This is a genomic window from Lentzea flava, assembly GCF_014648475.1.
In the GTDB taxonomy this organism is placed as follows: Bacteria; Actinomycetota; Actinomycetes; order Mycobacteriales; family Pseudonocardiaceae; genus Lentzea; species Lentzea flava.
The window spans coordinates 1-18,632 of sequence record NZ_BMRE01000053.1; the positions used below are offsets into that span (position 1 = coordinate 1).

18 protein-coding genes are annotated in these 18,632 nt (G+C 67.9%); 3 read left to right on the plus strand and 15 right to left on the minus strand.

Annotated elements, in window-relative coordinates; translation table 11 throughout:
- Window positions 1-97: 97 nt before the first annotated feature.
- Both IEZ09_RS37630 and nagA read right to left on the minus strand, forming a co-directional pair.
- Window positions 98-1,126, minus strand: a complete 1,029-nt coding sequence (locus IEZ09_RS37630) for a serine hydrolase domain-containing protein (RefSeq protein ID WP_189258613.1) — start codon at window positions 1,124-1,126, stop codon at window positions 98-100.
- Between the two features lie 175 nt (window positions 1,127-1,301).
- Window positions 1,302-2,501 (minus strand): N-acetylglucosamine-6-phosphate deacetylase, encoded by a 1,200-nt coding sequence (nagA, locus tag IEZ09_RS37635; protein ID WP_189258614.1) that lies wholly within the window; start codon window positions 2,499-2,501, stop codon window positions 1,302-1,304.
- Window positions 2,502-2,690: 189 nt separating this feature from the next.
- Here nagA and IEZ09_RS37640 point away from each other — a divergent pair, with 189 nt between their 5' ends.
- Entirely contained in the window at window positions 2,691-3,365 is a 675-nt protein-coding gene (locus IEZ09_RS37640; RefSeq protein ID WP_189258615.1) for a FadR/GntR family transcriptional regulator, read from the plus strand.
- On the opposite strand, the gene IEZ09_RS37645 is transcribed toward IEZ09_RS37640, so the two are convergent.
- The 4 genes from IEZ09_RS37645 to IEZ09_RS37660 all read right to left on the minus strand — a co-directional run bounded on the left by IEZ09_RS37645 (window position 3,351) and on the right by IEZ09_RS37660 (window position 6,177).
- Window positions 3,351-3,536: a DUF397 domain-containing protein gene (locus IEZ09_RS37645; RefSeq protein WP_189258616.1), complete on the minus strand. Its 186-nt coding sequence runs from the start codon at window positions 3,534-3,536 to the stop codon at window positions 3,351-3,353. The two genes, IEZ09_RS37640 and IEZ09_RS37645, sit on opposite strands and share 15 nt — an antisense overlap.
- Before the next feature lie 8 nt (window positions 3,537-3,544).
- Entirely contained in the window at window positions 3,545-4,357 is an 813-nt protein-coding gene (locus IEZ09_RS37650; protein ID WP_189258617.1) for a helix-turn-helix domain-containing protein, read from the minus strand.
- A gap of 160 nt (window positions 4,358-4,517) precedes the next feature.
- Window positions 4,518-5,039: a hypothetical protein gene (locus IEZ09_RS37655; protein ID WP_189258618.1), complete on the minus strand. Its 522-nt coding sequence runs from the start codon at window positions 5,037-5,039 to the stop codon at window positions 4,518-4,520.
- Between the two features lie 259 nt (window positions 5,040-5,298).
- Window positions 5,299-6,177, minus strand: coding sequence for a LysR family transcriptional regulator (locus IEZ09_RS37660; protein ID WP_189258619.1), 879 nt, complete (start codon window positions 6,175-6,177; stop codon window positions 5,299-5,301).
- Between the two features lie 71 nt (window positions 6,178-6,248).
- Here IEZ09_RS37660 and dapA point away from each other — a divergent pair, with 71 nt between their 5' ends.
- Window positions 6,249-7,109, plus strand: coding sequence for a 4-hydroxy-tetrahydrodipicolinate synthase (gene dapA, locus IEZ09_RS37665; protein ID WP_189258620.1), 861 nt, complete (start codon window positions 6,249-6,251; stop codon window positions 7,107-7,109).
- Here dapA and IEZ09_RS37670 read toward each other — a convergent pair.
- From IEZ09_RS37670 to IEZ09_RS37710, 9 genes are read right to left on the minus strand one after another with little or no spacing between them, the layout of a single operon-like run.
- Window positions 7,106-7,936, minus strand: coding sequence for an amidohydrolase family protein (locus IEZ09_RS37670; protein ID WP_189258621.1), 831 nt, complete (start codon window positions 7,934-7,936; stop codon window positions 7,106-7,108). The genes dapA and IEZ09_RS37670 overlap by 4 nt on opposite strands.
- Entirely contained in the window at window positions 7,933-8,889 is a 957-nt protein-coding gene (locus IEZ09_RS37675; protein WP_189258622.1) for an aldo/keto reductase, read from the minus strand. Before IEZ09_RS37675 ends, IEZ09_RS37670 begins: the two co-directional genes overlap by 4 nt.
- Window positions 8,886-9,197 carry an L-rhamnose mutarotase gene (locus tag IEZ09_RS37680; RefSeq protein WP_189258623.1) on the minus strand — a complete coding sequence of 104 codons (312 nt, stop codon included), beginning with the start codon at window positions 9,195-9,197 and terminating at the stop codon, window positions 8,886-8,888. The genes IEZ09_RS37675 and IEZ09_RS37680 overlap by 4 nt, the downstream gene beginning before the upstream one ends.
- Window positions 9,198-9,200: 3 nt before the next feature.
- On the minus strand, window positions 9,201-10,217 hold the full coding sequence (locus IEZ09_RS37685; RefSeq protein WP_189258624.1) for an ABC transporter permease: 1,017 nt from the start codon (window positions 10,215-10,217) through the stop codon (window positions 9,201-9,203).
- Window positions 10,214-11,701, minus strand: coding sequence for a sugar ABC transporter ATP-binding protein (locus tag IEZ09_RS37690; protein WP_189258625.1), 1,488 nt, complete (start codon window positions 11,699-11,701; stop codon window positions 10,214-10,216). Before IEZ09_RS37690 ends, IEZ09_RS37685 begins: the two co-directional genes overlap by 4 nt.
- Complete coding sequence (locus IEZ09_RS37695) at window positions 11,698-12,738, minus strand: sugar ABC transporter substrate-binding protein (RefSeq protein WP_229813308.1); 1,041 nt, start codon at window positions 12,736-12,738, stop codon at window positions 11,698-11,700. Before IEZ09_RS37695 ends, IEZ09_RS37690 begins: the two co-directional genes overlap by 4 nt.
- A 31-nt stretch (window positions 12,739-12,769) precedes the next feature.
- Window positions 12,770-13,519 carry an SDR family NAD(P)-dependent oxidoreductase gene (locus IEZ09_RS37700; RefSeq protein WP_189258626.1) on the minus strand — a complete coding sequence of 250 codons (750 nt, stop codon included), beginning with the start codon at window positions 13,517-13,519 and terminating at the stop codon, window positions 12,770-12,772.
- On the minus strand, window positions 13,512-14,822 hold the full coding sequence (locus IEZ09_RS37705; RefSeq protein ID WP_189258627.1) for an enolase C-terminal domain-like protein: 1,311 nt from the start codon (window positions 14,820-14,822) through the stop codon (window positions 13,512-13,514). The genes IEZ09_RS37700 and IEZ09_RS37705 overlap by 8 nt, the downstream gene beginning before the upstream one ends.
- A complete protein-coding gene (locus tag IEZ09_RS37710; RefSeq protein WP_189258628.1) occupies window positions 14,822-15,676 on the minus strand; it encodes a fumarylacetoacetate hydrolase family protein in 855 nt (284 codons plus the stop codon). The genes IEZ09_RS37705 and IEZ09_RS37710 overlap by 1 nt, the downstream gene beginning before the upstream one ends.
- Before the next feature lie 380 nt (window positions 15,677-16,056).
- Here IEZ09_RS37710 and IEZ09_RS37715 point away from each other — a divergent pair, with 380 nt between their 5' ends.
- Entirely contained in the window at window positions 16,057-18,603 is a 2,547-nt protein-coding gene (locus tag IEZ09_RS37715; RefSeq protein ID WP_229813309.1) for a S8 family peptidase, read from the plus strand.
- Window positions 18,604-18,632: the final 29 nt, after the last annotated feature.

Genomic DNA, 18,632 nt, shown 5'->3' on the forward strand with positions numbered 1-18,632 from the left:
ATCTTGAACACTGCAACCCCTGCACAACTCAGGTGTTGCAACGATCCCTAGAACCCAAGCCTGAGGTGGATGAAGGAGCCCTTCATCGCTCACCAGGTCAGCCGAAGATCTCCTCGAGGAGCCTCGCCGTCGCTTTCTGGAACGGCACGGCCAGCGACAGGTCGGCGTCGTCCACGTAGTTCAGTGCGGCGATGAGGGTCTTGCTGCCGTCGACCGTGCAGTACATCAACGCCGCGTGGCCCATGATGCCGCCGTTGTGGGTGATCACCTTGCCGCTGCCCGTTTCCTGGACGAACACGCCGAGGCCGTAGGGCACCTTGGGGTGCGGCTCGAACATCTCGACCAGCAGCGGGGCCGGCACGAGCTTGCCGCCCACGAGCGCGGTGATGAAGGTCTGCAGGTCGGCGGTCGTCGAGATCATGTCGCCACCGCTGGAGATCCACGACGGGTTGTGCTCGGTGACGTCGATCGTCTTCTCCTCGCCGCCGGTCTCGTACCGGTAGTAGGCGTGGGCGTGCGGGTCACCGATCTCCGTCTCGGTGGTCGGCACGACCGTGTCCGTCAGGCCCAGCGGCTCGAAGACCAGCCGTCCCATCTCCTCGGCGAGCGAACGGCCGGTGACCTTCTCGATCAACAGCCGGACGATCACGTAGTTGGTGTTGGAGTAGCTCCAATCCGTGCCGGGCTCGAACCGCGCCGGCTTGGCGAGCGCGAGCCGCACCAGCTCCTCCGGCAGGTACGTCTTGAACCGGTTGTTCACCCATTCCTCGCCCTGCCAAGGGATTCCGGGAATGGTCGTGCCGTCCTCGAAGACCTCGCCGGTGAAGTTGAAGATCCCGCTGGTGTGCTGCAACAGCATCCGCACCGTGATCCGCCGGTCGATCCCGAACTCGGGCAGGTGGTCGTCGACCGGGCGGTCCAGCTCGATCCTGCCCTCCGCCACCAGCCGCAGCGCCACGGTCGCGACGAACGTCTTGGTGTTGCTGCCGATCCGGACCCGCCCGTCGAGCGGCGGCGGCGCGGTCTTCCCGATCTCGCTCAGCCCGGCCGAGCCGACCCACCCGTTCACCCTCAGCTGCAGACCGGTGAAGCCGGTCGCGACGAGCTCGTCGATGGTCTTCTGCATTGTGATCAGCCCCAGTGCTCGTTGTTTCCGATGTCGAAAACGCTACGTTGCGTTCACGATTGGAGACAACGAGCCTGCGGCTCACGATCAATGTTCCTGCAGTTCAAAGCCGTAAGATCGTTGCAACGGCTCCGTTTTCAATGCAACGATCGTTGCAATGAGTTAATCCTGAACGCTACTGCCCCGCCGTCGCGTACCCGGCGGAGACGGGCTCGGCCGGCACCTCGGCGTCGAACACGACCTGGCCGTCGACCCACACCTTCTTCGGCCGGAGGTCGTCGTCCCACCACACGAGGTCCGCGACGGCACCGGGCGCGAGGCGGCCGAGACCGGGCTCCCCGATGACCTCCGCGGGCACGATCGTGGCCGAGGCCAGCGCATCCGCCACGGGCACGCCCACGGACACGATGTTCCGCACCGCGCGGTCGAGCGTGAGGGCAGATCCGGCGATCGTGCCCTCCGGCGACCGCGGCACGCCGTCCTCGGTCAGCAGCACGTCGGCGCCACCGAGCTGGTAGCGGCCGGGCGGCATCCCCGCCGCCGCAACGGCGTCCGTGACGAGAGCGACCCGCGCCCCGGCCGCGTTGAACACCAACCGGCACACGTCCGGCCCGACGTGCGCGAGGTCGGCGATGAGCCCCAGCGTGAACCGGTCGTCCACCAGCGCGACGCCGGGCACACCGGGTTCGCGGTGGCCGAGCGGACGCTGGGCGTTGAACAGGTGCGTGACCATGCGCGCACCCGCGTCGGCAGCGGCACGCGTCTGCTCACCGGTGGCGTCGGAATGCCCGACCGCCACGAGAACCCCGGCCTCGACGAGCCGCCGCACGGCCTCCAGACCACCGGGCTGCTCGGGCGCCATCGTCACCATCCGCAGGGCGCGGCGGAGCGTGTCGTCGTTGAGCAGAGCCGAAATCTGGTCCGGCCCCGGCTCGACCATGAACGCCGGATCATGCACACCGGCCCGTTTCGGCGACAGGAACGGCCCTTCGAGATGCACGCCGAGCGGCCGAGCACCCACCCCGTCCGGCAGCGCGGCCGAAGCGGCCAGCACGGCACGGGCCTGGCGGAGCACCACGTCGACGGGCGCGGTGATCAACGTAGGCAGGAACCGGGTGACACCGGTCGACGGCAGTGCTTCGGCCACGGACCGCATCCCGGCGGCGTCCACCTCGGCGAAGTCGACGCCCACGGCGCCGTTCACCTGGACGTCCACCAGTCCGGGCGTCAGCAGGCCGCCGGACAGAACCTCCGCGCCAGGTGGTGCTTCACCGGTGGTCACCTCGACGATGCGGCCGTCCCTGATCCGCACCGAGGCAGGACCGACGATCGTGCGACCGAGCAAAGCGCGCGGTGCTGCGACAACGGCGTCCAAGATCCCTCCTTGAATGGTCCAGACCATTATGGCGACAACAGGGGTTCGCGTCACGTAACGTTAGTAGATAACCATCTCACACATCACTTCGTGAATCACGACCATCAGCACCGGGATGCACGGAAGACGACCAGCCGTGGCGCATACTGGTCCCCAGACATCCGAGGTCTACGACGAGTTGAGGGTGCCGTGGCAGTCACTGACGATGCGATCCTGCGCGTCAAGGAGATGATCGTTTCGGGCGAGCTGAAGCCGGGCGACCGCCTCCCGCGTGAGGCTGACCTGGCCGAACGCCTCGGCCTGTCGCGCAACTCCCTGCGTGAGGCCGTCAAGGCCCTGTCACTCGTCCGCGTGCTCGACGTCCGCCAGGGCGACGGCACGTACGTCTCTTCGCTGCGCGCCGACGACCTGCTGGGCGCCCTCTCGTTCGTGCTCGACCTGCACCGAGGCGAAGATTCGGTGCTGGAGGTCCTCCAGGTCCGCCGCATCCTCGAACCGGCCGCCGCCGCGATGGCCGCCCAACGCATCGACCCGGACGAGATCGTGAAGCTTCGCGCCCTCTGCGACGCCGCCGAGTCCGCGAAGTCCGTCGAGGAACTGGTCGAACACGACCTGGAGTTCCACCGCGCGATCGCCACGTGCTCCGGCAACGCCTACCTGGCCCAGCTCCTCGACACGCTGGCCGGACCCACGGTGCGGGTACGAATCTGGCGCGGCATCACGCAGTCGAACGCGGTAGACCGCACGGTGGCTGAGCACCGGGCGATCGTGGACGCGCTGGCGGCTCACCAGCCGGAGCTCGCGCGGAGCTGGTCGACGGTGCACGTGGCCGGCGTCGAGCAGTGGCTTTCAGACCTGGCTTAGGTCTCCACGCTTGACCGCGTCCAGGAAGGCGTGCCAACCGGGCACGCCGATGGTCTCCGCCTTGTTCTTGGAGTCACGCACCAGCGCAGTGGAGCCGTCCAGGGCGACCTCGACGCAGTCGGCGTTGCCCCCGCTGCCACTGCGGCTGCTCTTGCGCCACACAACGGACACTTCGACCCCTACCTCTCGGCAGCCAACCTCTCGATCAACGCGGCGGACTGCTCGTGAGTCAACGCCAGCTTCGAGAGATGCTTGAAGGTGAGGGTAGCCGACTTCACCCGAGCCAAGTCCTCGATGTGGATCGCCCCTTCGGTGTGCTCGACGTACAACACCCTGGGGTCGCTCGGGTAGGGGAAGTCCAGCAAGGTGAACGAGCCGTTGTGCCCCTCGTGCAGGCCCACCGAGTCGAGGATGACCTGAACGGTGACGTTGGGCAGCTCACCAACCTTGTTGATGTGCAACAACTGCTGGCGGTCCGCGTGGCGAAGCGCGAACTCGGTGATGATCGCGTGGTATTCGAGCGGCGTGTCACCGCGGAGACGTTGCTGTCGGCGCACCCGAATCGCGATCTGCTCCTCGACCCACCTCTTCGACCGCGGCGCCCGCACGCTGGCGAACACCGCCTGCATGTACCGCCTGGACTGAAGCGTTCCCGGGATGTAGGTCGCCTGGAACGTCCTGATCACGGTGGCGTCGTGCTCAAGGCTGATGTACCCCGTGTCGTCCAATCGGTACTGGTGCCACCAAGCTTTTTCAGCCGCGAGCTTCCACATCTCGATGTACGGCTCGACGTCGTCGGCGATCACGCCGTACACGTCCAGCATCGTCTCGAAGGCGCTGTAGTCCGGCACCTGGCCGTTCTCGATGCGGCTGACTTTGGGGATGTTGTAATGCAGCCGCTCGGCGATCTCCCGCTGACTGAGACCGGCCCTCTCCCGCAGCTCCTGCAGCACTCTGCCGAGCCGCCTCTGCCGGAACGTGGGTTCGGACACGAATGAGACATTATCGGCGTGATCTGGAATCTGAGATTCTCACCGCGCCTAGATCTGCCGAAGCTGTTCCAAGACCACCCGAACGGCTGGCTGCTTCAACGGCCGCAACGCCGCGCCAGGCCCCCGAGCCGCCGACGGGTAGCCCAAAAGTCCTTCCCGGTCAACCAGAAAGCGAAAGCGCTGTAATAGGTACGGATCCAGCCTCCGGGGCTACTTCTACCAAGAAGTCCGGTAGAGCAGCTGCTGTCGGTCGCCCTTCGCCATCCATGGAGCCGGGCTCAGCCTTCCAATCGATGAGGTGGACGATAACCATATATCTTCCCACACCGAGGGCGATTTCGTCTGCACCGCCTGCGTAAGGCCCGACATCTTCCAGGCCGCCGAGCGCTACCGATCCCCTCGAAATCAAGAGATACGGATCCGATGAAACGAGGACGTATCTCCCTTCCCTCGCGTTCAGCCCTCCCACGCGGAGCGTCAGCTGGAAGACCCCGTCACCGCCCACATCAAGCGGCACGAACGCACCTGCTTCGATGTGCGCTTCAAGCGCTTCAGGATCGGAGACCTCGTCCTCCCATTCATCCAGGCTCGTCACGTACTCGAAGTGCTCTGGCTGCCAAATCCCGCACATGCCAGCGCCGGTTCTAACCACGCGACTGACCTCAAAGGTCGGATTACTCATGTCCTGCCCCTAACAGCGCGCTCTGATCGTAACGAACGCAGATACAACCGTGCACGACAAGAACGCGCAGGACAAAGCCTGCGCCACCCCGGCGCGTGTCAAGTAAAGCCCCCCGCTATTCGCGCATGCCCCCGACAACACGCGAACCCACCCTCGTCGCAGGAGTCTGCCTCCCCAGATAGGGATTGACAATGACGCCAAACGGGTGACGGTCAGCACATGCCAGACCACTACCAGTAGCGCAGCGGGCGCCAAGAAATCAGATCTGGCGTAGCTGTTCCAAGACCACCCGAACGGCTGGCTGTCCGTCCGCCCGGTTCCGCACGACCGCTGACACAGTCCGGAAAACCTGCTGCTTCAACGGCCGCAACGCCACCCCGGGCCGCCGCGCCACCGACGGCACCAAGGCCACCCCGAGCCCGGCCTCGACAAGCCCGCACATGACACCAAAATCGTCGCAGTAAGCCTGCGCCCGAGGCACAAACCCCGCCGCCCCACAGGCCCGCTGCGTCAGCTCGTGACAAGAAGCATCGGTGCGCGGCATGATCCAAGGCCGATCCGCCAGGACCGAAAGATCCACAGAATCCTGCTGCACCAACGGATCCGACAGCGGCAAAGCCACGTTCACCGGCTCCACGAACAGCTCGAAGGACTCGCACGACTCAGGCAGCGACCGAGGCATGATGTTGTACGAATGGATGACCGCAATGTCGATGTCCCCGCGCCGCAACGCAGGCAGCGACGCCTCCGGTTCCATCTCGTGCACGAAAAGGTCCACATCGGACCCGTGCGCCGACCGCAGCACCTGGATCACGCGTGGCAGCAGGGCCGCGACCGACACGAACGCCCCGATCCGCACCACGCCGGACACGGACGTCCGCAAAGAAGCCAGATCAGCCTCCGCGGCCGCCAGTTGATCCAGCACCAGTTGCGTGTGCGCGGCCAGCACGTGCCCGGCGCGCGTCAGAGACAACCGGCGCCCGTCCCGTTCGACCAGGGCGACGCCGGCCTCGCGTTCCAGTGCAGCGAGCTGTTGGGACACAGCCGGAGAGGTCACGTGCAGGGCCTCGGCAGCGGCGGTGACCGTGCCGTGGACCGACAGAGCGTGGAGCAAGCGGAGCCGTCGAACGTCCAACACAAAGCTCAGCTTAACGTTCCGGGCAGAACTTCTAACTGGAACTTTGCATAAAGCACCGTCAGGCTGGAGTCATGTTCGGACGAGTGCTGGTAGCGATGGTCACCCCGTTCACCCCCGACGGTGACCTGGACCTCAAGGGTGCGCAGGAGCTGGCGGCGCACCTCGTCGACAAACAACGCGTGGACGGGCTGGTCGTCAACGGCACGACGGGCGAGGCGCCGACCACGACCGACGCCGAGAAGGCGCAGGTCATCAAGGCTGTTGTCGAGGCGGTCGGCGACAAAGCCAAGGTGCTCGCGGGGGTTGGCACCAACTCCACGCGCCACACGATCGAGCTCGCGAGGCAGGCCGAGGAGAACGGCGCGCACGGGTTGCTCGTCGTCACGCCGTACTACAGCAAGCCCACGCAGGAAGGCGTCGAGAACCACTTCCGGCAGGTGGCCGACGCGAGCGGGCTGCCCGCGCTGCTCTACGACATCCCCGGCCGCACGGCCACGGCGATCGAGACCGAGACGCTGTTGCGGCTGGCCGAGCACCCGCGGATCGTCGGCGTGAAGGACTGCAAGGTCGACCTGCTCGCGACGGCGCGGGTCATCGCCGAGACCGGGCTGGACTTCTACTCCGGCAACGACGAGCTGATTCTGCCGCTGTACTCGATCGGTGGCGTCGGCACGGTCAGCACTGTCGGGCACGTCGTCGGCAACGAGATCAAGGCGATGCTCGACGCCTTCGACCAGGGTGACAACAAGGAGGCCCTGCGCCGCCACCAGGCCATGCTGCCGGTGTTCACCGCGATCATGACCCGCGAGCCCGGCGCGGTGGCGGTCAAGGCGGCGCTCAACCTGCTCGGGCTGCCGGCGGGGCCGGTGCGCGAGCCGCTGACCGGGGCCACGCCGAAGCTGATCAACGAGCTGAAGGCGCTCTTCGCCTAGAGCGAGTACACCCGGCGAGCGGTGCCCGAGAAGATCGCGGCCTGCTCGTCGGGTGACAGCTCCGACACCAGTTCGCGAGCAGCCGAAAGCCACTCGTCGTACGAAGCAGCCAACAGGCACACCGGCCAGTCCGAGCCGAACATCAGCCGGGAAGGACCGAACGCGTCCAGCACGACCTCGAAGTACGGTCGCAGCTGCGCAACGGTCCACGACTTCCAGTCGGCCTCGGTGACCAGGCCCGACAGCTTGCACGTCACGTTCTCGTGCGCCGCCAACGACCTGATCAGTTCGGCCCACTCGCCGACACCCGATCCGATCGCGGGCTTCGAGCAGTGGTCCACCACGAAGGAAACGTTGCCCAGCGCCGCCACGGTCTTCCGCGCCGCCGGCAGCTGGTGCGGCAACGTCAGCAGCTCGTAGATCAGCCCGTGCGCACCGACCTGCGCGAGCCCGTTCCAGACGTCCTTGCGGCACAACCACTCCGGGTCCGGCTCGCCCTGCACCTGGTGCCGGATCCCGCGCAGCCACGAACCGTGCGGACCGCCGGTCAGCTCCGCCAACGCGTCGCCGACGCCCGCTGACGTCAGATCGGTCCAGCCCACCACCGCGGCGACGACGTCCGAAGAGGCCGCCACCGCCAGGAACTCCGGCGTCTCCTCCGGCACGCACACCGTCTGCACCAGCACGGACGCGGAGACCGAGGGTGCCGCGGCGATGAAGTCCGGCTCCAGGAAGGAACGGCGGATCGCACCCATCGGCGGATCGGTGATCCAGTCCTGGTCGCGGACGGACAGGTCCCACAGGTGGTGGTGGGCGTCGACGATCACGGCGTCGGCACCTCCTGGTCGAGCAGGTTCAGCTCCTTCAGCTCGGCCCACAGGTCAGCGGGAATCTCGGCGGAGAAGTGAGCGGCGTTGGCGGTCATCTGCTCCGCCGTCCGCGAGCCGATCACCACCGACACCACCGCCGGGTGTCCCAGCGGGAACTGGATGGCGGCCTGCGGCAGCGTCACGCCGTGGCGCCCGCACACCTGGGCGATCGACCGCGCCCGCATGACCAGCTCGGGCGGCGCGGTCTCGTAGTTGTACTTCGCGTCGGCGGGCACCTCCGGCTTCGACAGCAGACCGGAGTTGAACACCCCGCACGCCACCACCGAAACACCGCGCTCGACGCACAAAGGCAGGAACGACGCCAAAGACGGCTGCTCCAGCAACGTGTACCGCCCGGCCAGCATCACCACGTCGATGTCGGTCTCGCGGACGAACCGCTCCGGCATCTCCCACTGGTTCATCCCGACACCGATCGCACCCACGACGCCCTGCGACCGCAGCTCCTCCAACGCCGGGTAGGCCTCGCCGACGGCCACCTCCCAGTAGTCGTCGGGGTCGTGGATGTAGACGATCTCCACCCGGTCGGTGTCCAGACGCTCCAAAGAGGACTCGATCGACCGGCGGACGCCGTCGGCCGAGTAGTCGCGGACTCGACGGAAGTGACGCGGCACGGCGAAGCCCTCGTCGTCCATGCCCTCTCCGTCGAACGGTTCCAGCAGCCGCCCGACCTTCGTGGAGATCACGTACTCGTCGCGCGGCCGCCCCGACAGTGCGACGCCCAGCCGCCGTTCCGACAACCCGAGGCCGTAGTGCGGCGCGGTGTCGAAGTACCGGACGCCGGTCTGCCACGCCGCCTCGACCGCGCCGAACGCCTCCTCATCGGAGACCTCCCGGTACAGGTTTCCGATCGGCGCGGCACCGAAGCCCAGACGAGAAACAGCAACCTTCACGGCAGCTCCCACACGAGTCGCACATCGGGTTCGGCACCGGAGTAGTCGTCTTCGACCTCCAGCAGTTCTGCCATCTCAGCCTGCCACGGAATGTTCGCCGGGTGGGTGGCCAAATGGGCGCGCATCGCCTTGTAGTCGTCCACCTCGACGAGGTGGAACAGCTCGCGGCCGGACCGCCAGATCCGCCACGAATGCACCCCGGCCTCGCGCAGCGCGGCGTCCAGCTCCGCCGGGATGGAAGCGTGGATCCGGTCGTAGTCGGCTTCCCGCCCCTCGCGGAGCCGGGTGTGCAGCGCAACGGTCTCCACGGGTCACTCCTGCTTCTGGCCGGTCGCGAACCTGGTCACGATCAGCGCGAGGATGATCACCGCGCCGTACGAGGCTTTGATGTAGAAGCCGGACACGCCCTGCAGGCGCAGGATCTGCTCGACCAGGCCGAGCATCAGCACACCGGACAGCGCTCCGAACAGCGTGCCCTTGCCGCCCTGCAGCGAGATGCCGCCGATCACCGCGGCCGCGAAGACCTGGAAGATCATGCCCTCGCCCTGCGTCGCGGCGACGGAGCCGAGCCGTCCGGTCATCAGGATGCCCGCGACCACCGCCAGCACCGAACCGATGATCAGCACGGTCCACACCACGCGGTCCACCCGGATGCCCGCGGCCCGTGCGGCCTCCGAGTTGCCGCCGATCGCGTACAACGAACGGCCCGCGCGCAGGTACTTCAGCACGAAGATGCCCACGGCGTAACAGACGACGCAGATCCACACCGCCGCCGGCAGCCCGAGCCAGGTCGTGGAACCCAGGTACAGGAACGACTCCGGCACGTCGATCAGCGACTTGCCCTCGGTGATCGCGAGCTGCAGACCGCGCAGCATCGTCAGCATGCCCAGGGTCACCATGAACCCGGACAGCCCGACCTTCAGGATCAAAAACCCGTTCAGGCCACCGATCACCACGCCGATGAGCAGGCACAACGGCAACGCCATCCACGCCGCGAGCCCGACGTCGAGCCCGCCCGCCGACGCGGGCACGATCAACGCGACCGCGAGCGCGGGGGCGAGACCGACCGTCGACTCGAGCGACAGGTCCATCTTGCCGACGATCAGGATCATCGCCTGGCCGAGCACCAGCAACGACAGCTCGCTCTGCTGGGTCAGCACCGCGATCAGGTTGCCGGGCGTCAGGAAGATCGGCGACAACACAGCCCCGACGATCAGCAGGATGATGATCACCGGAACCAGCGCCAGGTCCTGATAGCGCGCGAACTGGAACTTCTGCTTCTGCGGCGGTGGTGCCGGCGCCTGCACAGGAGTCATGGCCTTGGTCATTCCGAGCTCATTCCTTCAATAGCGGCGATCAGCTCCTGGTCACGCCAGCCACGAGAAAACTCGCGCACGACAGAGCCGTGGAACATCACCAGAACACGGTCGCAGACCCGCAGGTCGTCCAGCTCGTCGGAGACGACGATCGCCGCCTTGCCCCTGCGCGCCTGCGCGTCGACGACCCCGAGCAGCGACTCCTTGGACTTCACGTCCACACCCGCGGTCGGGTTGATCAGCACCAGCACGGACGGGTCGCCGGCGAGTGCCCGCGCCATCACGACCTTCTGCTGGTTGCCGCCGGACAGGTCGGACACGGGCTGGTCCGGACCGGCGGCCTTGACGTCGTACGAGGCGATCGCGGTGCTGCCGGCGGCACGTTGCGCCGACGGCCACACGAACCGGCTGGCCGTGCTCATCGTCGCGTTCTCCGCGATCGACAGGTCCAGCACGAGCCCCTGGTGGTGCCGATCCCTTGGTACACAGCCGATTCCGGCCTTCAGGGCAGCCGGAACGTCACCGCCGCGGACCTCGGTACCGTCCACCGAGATCGTGCCGGACAACGGCTTGCGCAGCCCGTAGACCGTCTCCGCGAACTCGTGCTTGCCCGACGAGGCACTGCCCGCGAGCCCGATGACCTCGCCGCGCGTCGCCGACAGCGAGATGTCCGAAAAGGACTCCCCGCTCAACGACGACACCGACAGAACCAGTTCCTCGGACGAAGGACGGTCTGCGCCGCTGGGCACGTTGAGCCCGCCCGCCTCACCGGTCATCGCCTCGATCAGGTCCGGTTTGGACATCTCGGCGACCGGCGCGGTGACGATGTGCCGCGCGTCGCGGTAGACCGTCACGGTCTGGCAGACCTCGTAGACCTCCTGCAGGTGGTGGGAGATGAACAGGAACGTCACTCCCTTGTCCTGCAACGACCTCATGCGGTCGAACAGCCGCTCGATCGCCGGGCCGTCGAGCTGCGCGGTCGGCTCGTCGAGGATCACGAACCGCGAGCCGATCGACAGCGCCCGCGCGATCTCCACCAGCTGCCGCTGCTCGACGGTCAACGCGGACACCAGCTCGTCAGGGTTCACCGCGACGTCGTAGGTCTCCAGCAGTTCGGTGGCCTCGCGCTTCAGCTTCTTCCAGCTGATCAGGCCCCCGAAAGTGCCACCGCCGAGGTCCTGCCGGTTGATGAACAGGTTCTCGGCGACCGACAGCTCCGGCACGACGGTCGACTTCTGGTAGACGCACGCGACGTGCCGCCGCCACGCCGCGCGGTCGGCGACGGGCGGCGCGGGCTCGCCGAAGAAGCTGACCTCGCCCGCGTCCGGAACCTGCATGCCGGTGAGGATCGAGACGAGCGTCGACTTGCCCGCGCCGTTGCGACCGACGAGCGCGTGCGACTCACCGGCCCGGATCTCGATGCCCACGTCGTCCAGCGCGAGCGTCCGCCCGAACCGCTTCGTCACGCCACGCGCGGTGGCTGCGAACTCGGTCATTTGGCGATCTGGTTGCCCCAGAAGGCCTTGTCGTCCACGTTCTCCTTGGTGATCAGCGGTGCCGGGAGCTGGTCCTCCAAGCGGCCGCCGCCGACGTCGACGATCGTGGAGTCGTGGTCGGTCTTGCCGGGTGAGAACGTCTTCTTCTCCACGGCCGCCTTGGCGTAGAACAGCGCCCACTGCGCGTAGAGGTCGGCCGGCTGCGACACGGTCGCGTCGATCTCACCCTTGCGGATGGCCTCCAGCTCCGACGGGATGCCGTCGTTGGAGACGATGAAGATGTGCTTGGGGTCGCTCGGCGGGACCAGCAGGTTCTTCTGCTTGAGCACCTGCAGCGTCGGCGCGAGGAACACGCCACCGGCCTGCATGTAGATGCCGTTGATGTCCGGGTGCTGGTTGAGCCTGGTCTGCAGGGCCGCCGACGCCTTCGGGCCCTCCCAGTCGGTGGGCTCCTCGAACACCGTGATGCCGGGGTAGTTCTGCTTCATGCAGGCGGCGAACGCCTCGGAGCGGTCACGGCCGTTGACCGACGACAGCGCGCCCTGGAACTCGACGACCTTGCCCTTGCCCTGCAGCTTGTCCCCGAGGAACTTGCAGGCCTTCTCGCCGTACGCCTTGTTGTCGGCGCGCACGACCATGTACGTCTTGCCCTTGTCCGGCCGGGTGTCGACGGTGACCACCGGGATGCCGGCCTTGTCGAGCCGGTCCAGGGTGGACGCGATCGCGCCGGTGTCCTGCGGTGCCATCACGATCGCCTTGGCGCCCTGAGACTGCAGCGACTGCGCGTTGGCGACCAGGTTCTCCACCTTGTTCTGCGAGTTGGTGGGGTTCAGCAGGTTGATGCCGAGTTCCTTGGCCTTGTCCGGGAAGTACTTGATGTACGAGTTCCAGAAGTCGGAGTCCGCCCGCGGGTGGTCGGCACCGATCGGGCCGACGCCGCCGGCGCCCGTTCCGCTGGCACCACCGCCACAGGCCGTGAGTGTGAGCGCACCGGCGAGCGCGAGGCATACCGCGGCGGTGAGGTTGCGACGCATCATCGTGTCATTTGCCTTTCATGACTGCTGTGTCCTACTTCTGGGGACGCAAGCGAAGGCCGTACATGCCACCGTCGACAGCCAGGATCGTGCCCGCGGTGGAACCGGACAGCGGGCTCGCCAGGTAGGCGATCGCGCCCGCGACCTCATCGGCGGAGACAAGACGCCCGTGCGGCTGGCGTGCCTCCAGCGCGGCCCGTTCGGCGGCCGCGTCCGGCGCCGAGTCGAGCAGACGGCCCACCCACGGGGTGTCCGCCGTGCCGGGAGCGACCGCGTTGACGCGAATGCCTTCGCGCACGTGGTCGGCGGCCATCGCGAGCGTCAGCGAGTACACCGCGCCCTTGCTGGCCGAGTAGAGAGCGCGCTGCGGGAGCCCGGCCCAGGCAGCGATGGAGCAGGTGTTCACGATCGCCGGGGACGGCGACTTCCTCAGGTGCGGCAACGCGGCCCGCGACACGCGCACCATGCCGAGCACGTTGACGTCGAGCACCTTCCGCCACTCGTCGTCGCCGTTGGCCGTGACGTCGCCCTGCGCACCGATGCCCGCGTTGTTCACCACGACGTCGAGGCGTCCGAACCGCTGCACGACCTCGTCGATCGCGGCCTTCACGCTCTCGTCGTCGGACACGTCCGCGCGGATCCCGACCAGCGGGTCCTTGACGTCCGGGTTGAGGTCCAGCGCCACGACCGTCGCGCCGCGCGACGACAGCAGGTTCGCCGTGGCGAGGCCGATGCCGGACGCGCCGCCCGTGACGACGGCGACCAGTCCTTCGAAGTCAGTCACTCTCGCCCTCCATTGCAGTCCACACCGGACCATCGGGGTAGCGGTAGTCGGACAGCGTCTCGTCCTTGAGCTGAGCGGAGAATCCCGGCTCCGCGGGGGCCAGGTAGCGGCCGTTCCGCACGACGGCCGGGTCCAGGAAGTGCTCGTGCAGGTGGTCGACCCACTCGATCACGCGGTCGCCGATCTCGCCGGAGACGGCGACGTAGTCGAAGAACGACAGGTGCCTGACGAGCTCGCACAGGCCGACACCACCGGCGTGCGGGCAGACCGGCACGTCGAACTTCCTGGCCAGCAACAGGATCGCGATGTTCTCGTTCACACCCGCCACCCGGCACGCGTCGAGCTGCAGCACGTCGATCGCGCCGGCTTGGAGGAGCTGCTTGAACACCACGCGGTTCTGCACGTGCTCACCGGTGGCGACCCGGATCGGGGCCAGCGCGTCGGCGATCGCGCGGTGTGCCAGCACGTCGTCCGGTGAGGTGGGCTCCTCGATCCAGTACGGGTTGTACGGCGCGAGCTCCCGCATCCAGCGCACCGCCGTGTCGACGTCCCAGCGCTGGTTCGCGTCCACCGCCACGCGCACCTCGTCACCGACGACCTCGCGGGCGAGCTTCATCCTGCGGACGTCGTCGTCGAGGCTGCCGCCGACCTTCAGCTTGATCATGTCGAAGCCGTCGGCGAGTGCCTGCCTGGCGAGCCCGGCGAGCTTCTCGTCGGAGTAGCCGAGCCAGCCGGGTGACGTCGTGTAGGCCGGATATCCCTCGCGGGCAACGGTTTCCGCGCGTTCGGCCTTGCCGTGCTCGACCTTGCGCAGGATCTGCAGCGCGTCGTCGGGCGTCAGCGCGTCGCTGAGATAGCGGAAGTCGACGAGGCTGACGATCTCCTCCGGCGTCATCTGGGCGAGGAACCGCCAGACCGGCAACCCGGCGCGGCGGGCGGCGAGGTCCCACGCGGCGTTGACGACGGCGCCGATCGCCATGTGCGCGACGCCCTTCTCGGGCCCGAGCCAGCGGATCTGCGAGTCGCCGATCAGCTCGAAGTACAGCTCTCCCAGCGCTTTCGCGTTCTCCGGCACGTCCTTGCCGACGACGTGCGGTGCCAGTGCCTTGATGGCGGCCGCCTGCACGTCGTTGCCGCGGCCGATGGTGAACGCGAGCCCGTGGCCCTCCGGTCCGTCGTCGGTCCGCAGCACCACGTACGCGGCGCTGTAGTCCGGGTCCGGGTTCATCGCGTCGGAGCCGTCGAGCTCGCGGGACGTGGGGAACCTGATGTCCAGGACGTCCAGCGCGGTGATCTTCGGCATCACGCCTGCCCGAGGGTCTGACGTTGCTTGCCGAGGCCCTCGATCTCCAGCTCGACGACGTCACCGGCACGCAGGTACGGCTTCGGCTCGGGCTGGCCGAGCGCCACTCCAGCGGGTGTACCTGTGTTGATGACGTCACCCGGTCGAAGGACGAGGAACTGGCTGAGGTAGCGCACGATCTCCGCCACCGGGAAGATCATGTTCTTGGTGGACGAGTTCTGCTTGATCTCGCCGTTCACCCAGAGCCGCATCTCGAGGCTCTGCGGGTCGGGGATCTCGTCAGCGGGCACGAGGAAGGGGCCGAGCGGGTTGAACGTCTCGCAGTTCTTGCCCTTGTCCCACGTCCCGCCGCGCTCGATCTGGAACTCGCGCTCGGAGACGTCGTGCGAGAGCACGTACGCGCCGACGCAGGCCAGAGCGTCCTCTTCGGACTCGAGGTAGCGAGCGGTGCGCCCGATGACGACGCCGAGCTCGACCTCCCAGTCGGTCTTCACCGACCGGCGCGGGACGAGCACCTCGTCGTACGGGCCCACGATCGTGTCCGGTGTCTTGAGGAACATCACCGGCTCGCCAGGGATCTCCGCGCCGGTCTCCTCCGCGTGGTCGCGGTAGTTGAGGCCGATGCAGATGATCTTGCCGGGATGCGCGAGCGGCGGCCCCGTGCGCAGCCCCTCGGTGTCCAGGACCTCCAGCTCACCGGCTTCGAGCGCGGCACGCACGCGGGCCACCCCGTCGTTCGCGAGGAACGAGCCGTCGATGTCCGGGGTGATCGGCAGGAGGTCGTATGTGGTCCCGTCGTCGGTCCTCACTGCAGGACGTTCATCGCCGACCGGCCCGAGGCGCACAAGCTGCACGGCCGTTCCTCCTCTGCTCACACCGCCGAAATACATCGGATGTATAGCCCCGCGAGGGCACGTTCGTCTAGGTCTCAGTGTGAAGTCGTCCGATGACTGGAGGGTTGATCATGAAGTTGATGGCCGCATCACTCCTGGCGGGCGCACTGCTCACACCGTCCGGCCCCGTTGAGCCTGTAACCGTTTTCGTCGAGCTGACCTCGGTCGCAGCCGCCGACGCGGCGACGGTTGCGCAGGCGCGTTCAGCCCGCGACACGACGTCGGCGCAGGCTTCTCGGGTGGTTTCCCGGTCAGGCGGCCGAGAGGTTGCCCGAACGGCCAACGCCGTACCCGGTGTCGTCCTCTCGACGGAAAAGTCGCGCCTGTCTGCTTTGTCGGCCATGCCGGAGGTGCGTGCCGTCCACCGGATGGTGCCGAAGAAGATCGCCAACGCGCACGCCGTCCGTCTGACCCGGACTTCCGAGGTGTGGAAGTCGCTCGGACGCCTCGGGGACGGCGTGCGCATCGGTGTGATCGACACCGGCATCGACTACCGGCACGCGGACTTCGGCGGCGGCTCGTACCCGAACGCGAAGGTCGTCGGCGGCCACGACTTCGCGGGTGACGCCTACACCGGGTCGTCGGGGTCCGTGCCGGAACCGGACGCCGACCCGCTGGACTGCGAGGGGCACGGCACGCACGTCGCGGGGACCGCGGCCGGGTTCGGCGTGAACCGCGACGGCTCGACGTATCGCGGGTCCTACTCGTCGATCGACCTCGACTCGCTGAGGATCGGGCCGGGAACCGCGCCCAAGGCGTTGCTCTACGCGTTGAAGGTGTTCGGGTGCAAGGGCAGCACGAACCTCACCGCGCAGGCGCTGGACTGGGCGCTCGACCCCAACGGCGACGGGGACTTCGCCGACCGGCTCGACGTGGTGAACCTGTCGCTGGGCAGCGACTTCGGCGCTTCCGACGACCCGGACTCGTTGTTCGTGCGCAAGCTGGTGCAGCACGGGGTGGTCGTCGTCGCCGCTGCCGGCAACGGTGGCGACCTCTACGACGTGGCGGGCTCGCCCGGCAACTCCGCCGAGGCGATCTCGGTGGCCAACAGCCGGGACGCGTTCTCGATGCTGGACGGGCTGGAGGCGGCAGGCAAGCAGTGGCCGGGGCAGTACAGCCTGAACTACAAGGAGTCCTTCGACCTCACGCGGCCCGTCGTGCGGCTTTCGTCCAATGTGGACGGATGTCAGCCGATCTCGGAACCGCTGGACGGGAAGATCGTCTGGTTGGAGTGGGACGACAACGACGCCACGCGTGCCTGCGGTTCCGGTGCTCGCACGGACAACGCGTGGAAGGCAGGGGCGGACGGCGTGTTGCTGCCCACCTCGCTGCCGGTGTTCGCGGCCAAGATCGCCGGAAACGCGCACATCCCGGTGTTCCAGCTGACTTCGGGCGCGTCCACCGCTCTGCGCCCAGCACTGGAGGCCGGGACGTTGACGGTCCACCTGACCTCCGCGCTGAAGCTCGCGGCGCCGTCGGTGGACCCGTCGATCGCGGACACGATCACGCCTTCCTCGTCGCGGTCCCGTTCGTCGATCTCGGTGGCCGCGCCGGGTGACACGATCTTCTCCGCGGCTGCCGGGACGGCCTCGGACGGTGCTTCGCTGGGCGGTACCTCGATGGCGTCGCCGCACGTCGCGGGGATCGCGGCACTGCTGCGCGAGGCTCATCCGCAGTGGACGGTCGCGGAGATCAAGGCCGCGCTGACGAACACCGCTTCCGGCGTGATCCGGTCCGCCGACGGCGTGCGGGAGGCACCGATGCGGGTCGGCGCCGGTCGCGTCGACGGGCTCGCGGCGCTGTCGGCCGACGTGCTGGCGCTGGGCGACGCGTCGTTCGGCACGGTCGAGGTCGGTGGCCCGCTGCTGGACGGCCGAACGGTCCGGGTGGTGAACAAGGGATCCGCTCCTGTCCGCCTGCACGCCCGGTACGAGCCGATCACGTCGGTTCCCGGCGTGTCCTTCCAGGTCACTCCGCCGTACGTGGTGGTGCCGGCGGGTGGGTCGTCGCCGGTGAACGTGCAGCTGCGGATCTCGAACCCGGCGGCGTTGCGCAAGACGCCGGACCCCACGGTGTCGCTGGAGGACGGGCGGCAGTTCCTGGCGGAGGCGTCCGGGCTGGTGATGTTCTCGGGCGACCGGTCGCTGCGGGTGCCGGTGTACGCGGCGCCGAAGCCGGTGTCGCGCCTGAGCGTCGTCGCCGGGCGGGTCGTCGGCCAGGGCCTCGACCAGCAGGACTACCGCGCGCGCATGACCGTCCTGCGGCTCGGCGCCCGCTCCGACCGGCTGCCGGACTGCGGGCAGGGCGTGCAGGACGACTGCGCCGTCAACCGCACGGCCCGCGGCGGCGACCTGAGGTACGTCGGCGCGACGGCGACGCCGGACCTGCTGGCGTTCGGCATCGCCACCTGGAACACGTGGACCAACCTCGGCAGCAACACCAAGCCTCAGGTCCGGTTCTCGGTGGGCGGCAAGGACTTCGTCACCACGGCCGTGAAGCCGACGAACGCCGACGACGAGGTGACGGCCGACATCTGGCTGGCACGCACCGTCGTGGCAGGCACCGACGAGGTCGTGGACGAGCAGCCCCTGAACGGCCTGGACGGCAGCTCCGACACGAACGTGTTCGACAGCGACGTCGTGGTGCTGCCGGTGTCCCGGTCGGTGCTGCCGCAGGGCCCGGTGACCTACACCGTCGGCGTAGACGGCCGTTACACCGCACCGGCGGACTCCGACGAGCTGATCGACGTTGCTCCTTCCGCCGTCTTCTCCTACGAGGTGCTCGTCCCGTCACTGTCCACTGTGGTCCATCCGGGTGATCGGGTTCCGGCTGGATCGTTGGTGCTGTTCCACCACAACGCAACGGGTAACCGCGCGCTGACCAGGTGACACCCGGTTGGGCGTGCCCCAGCGGAGCG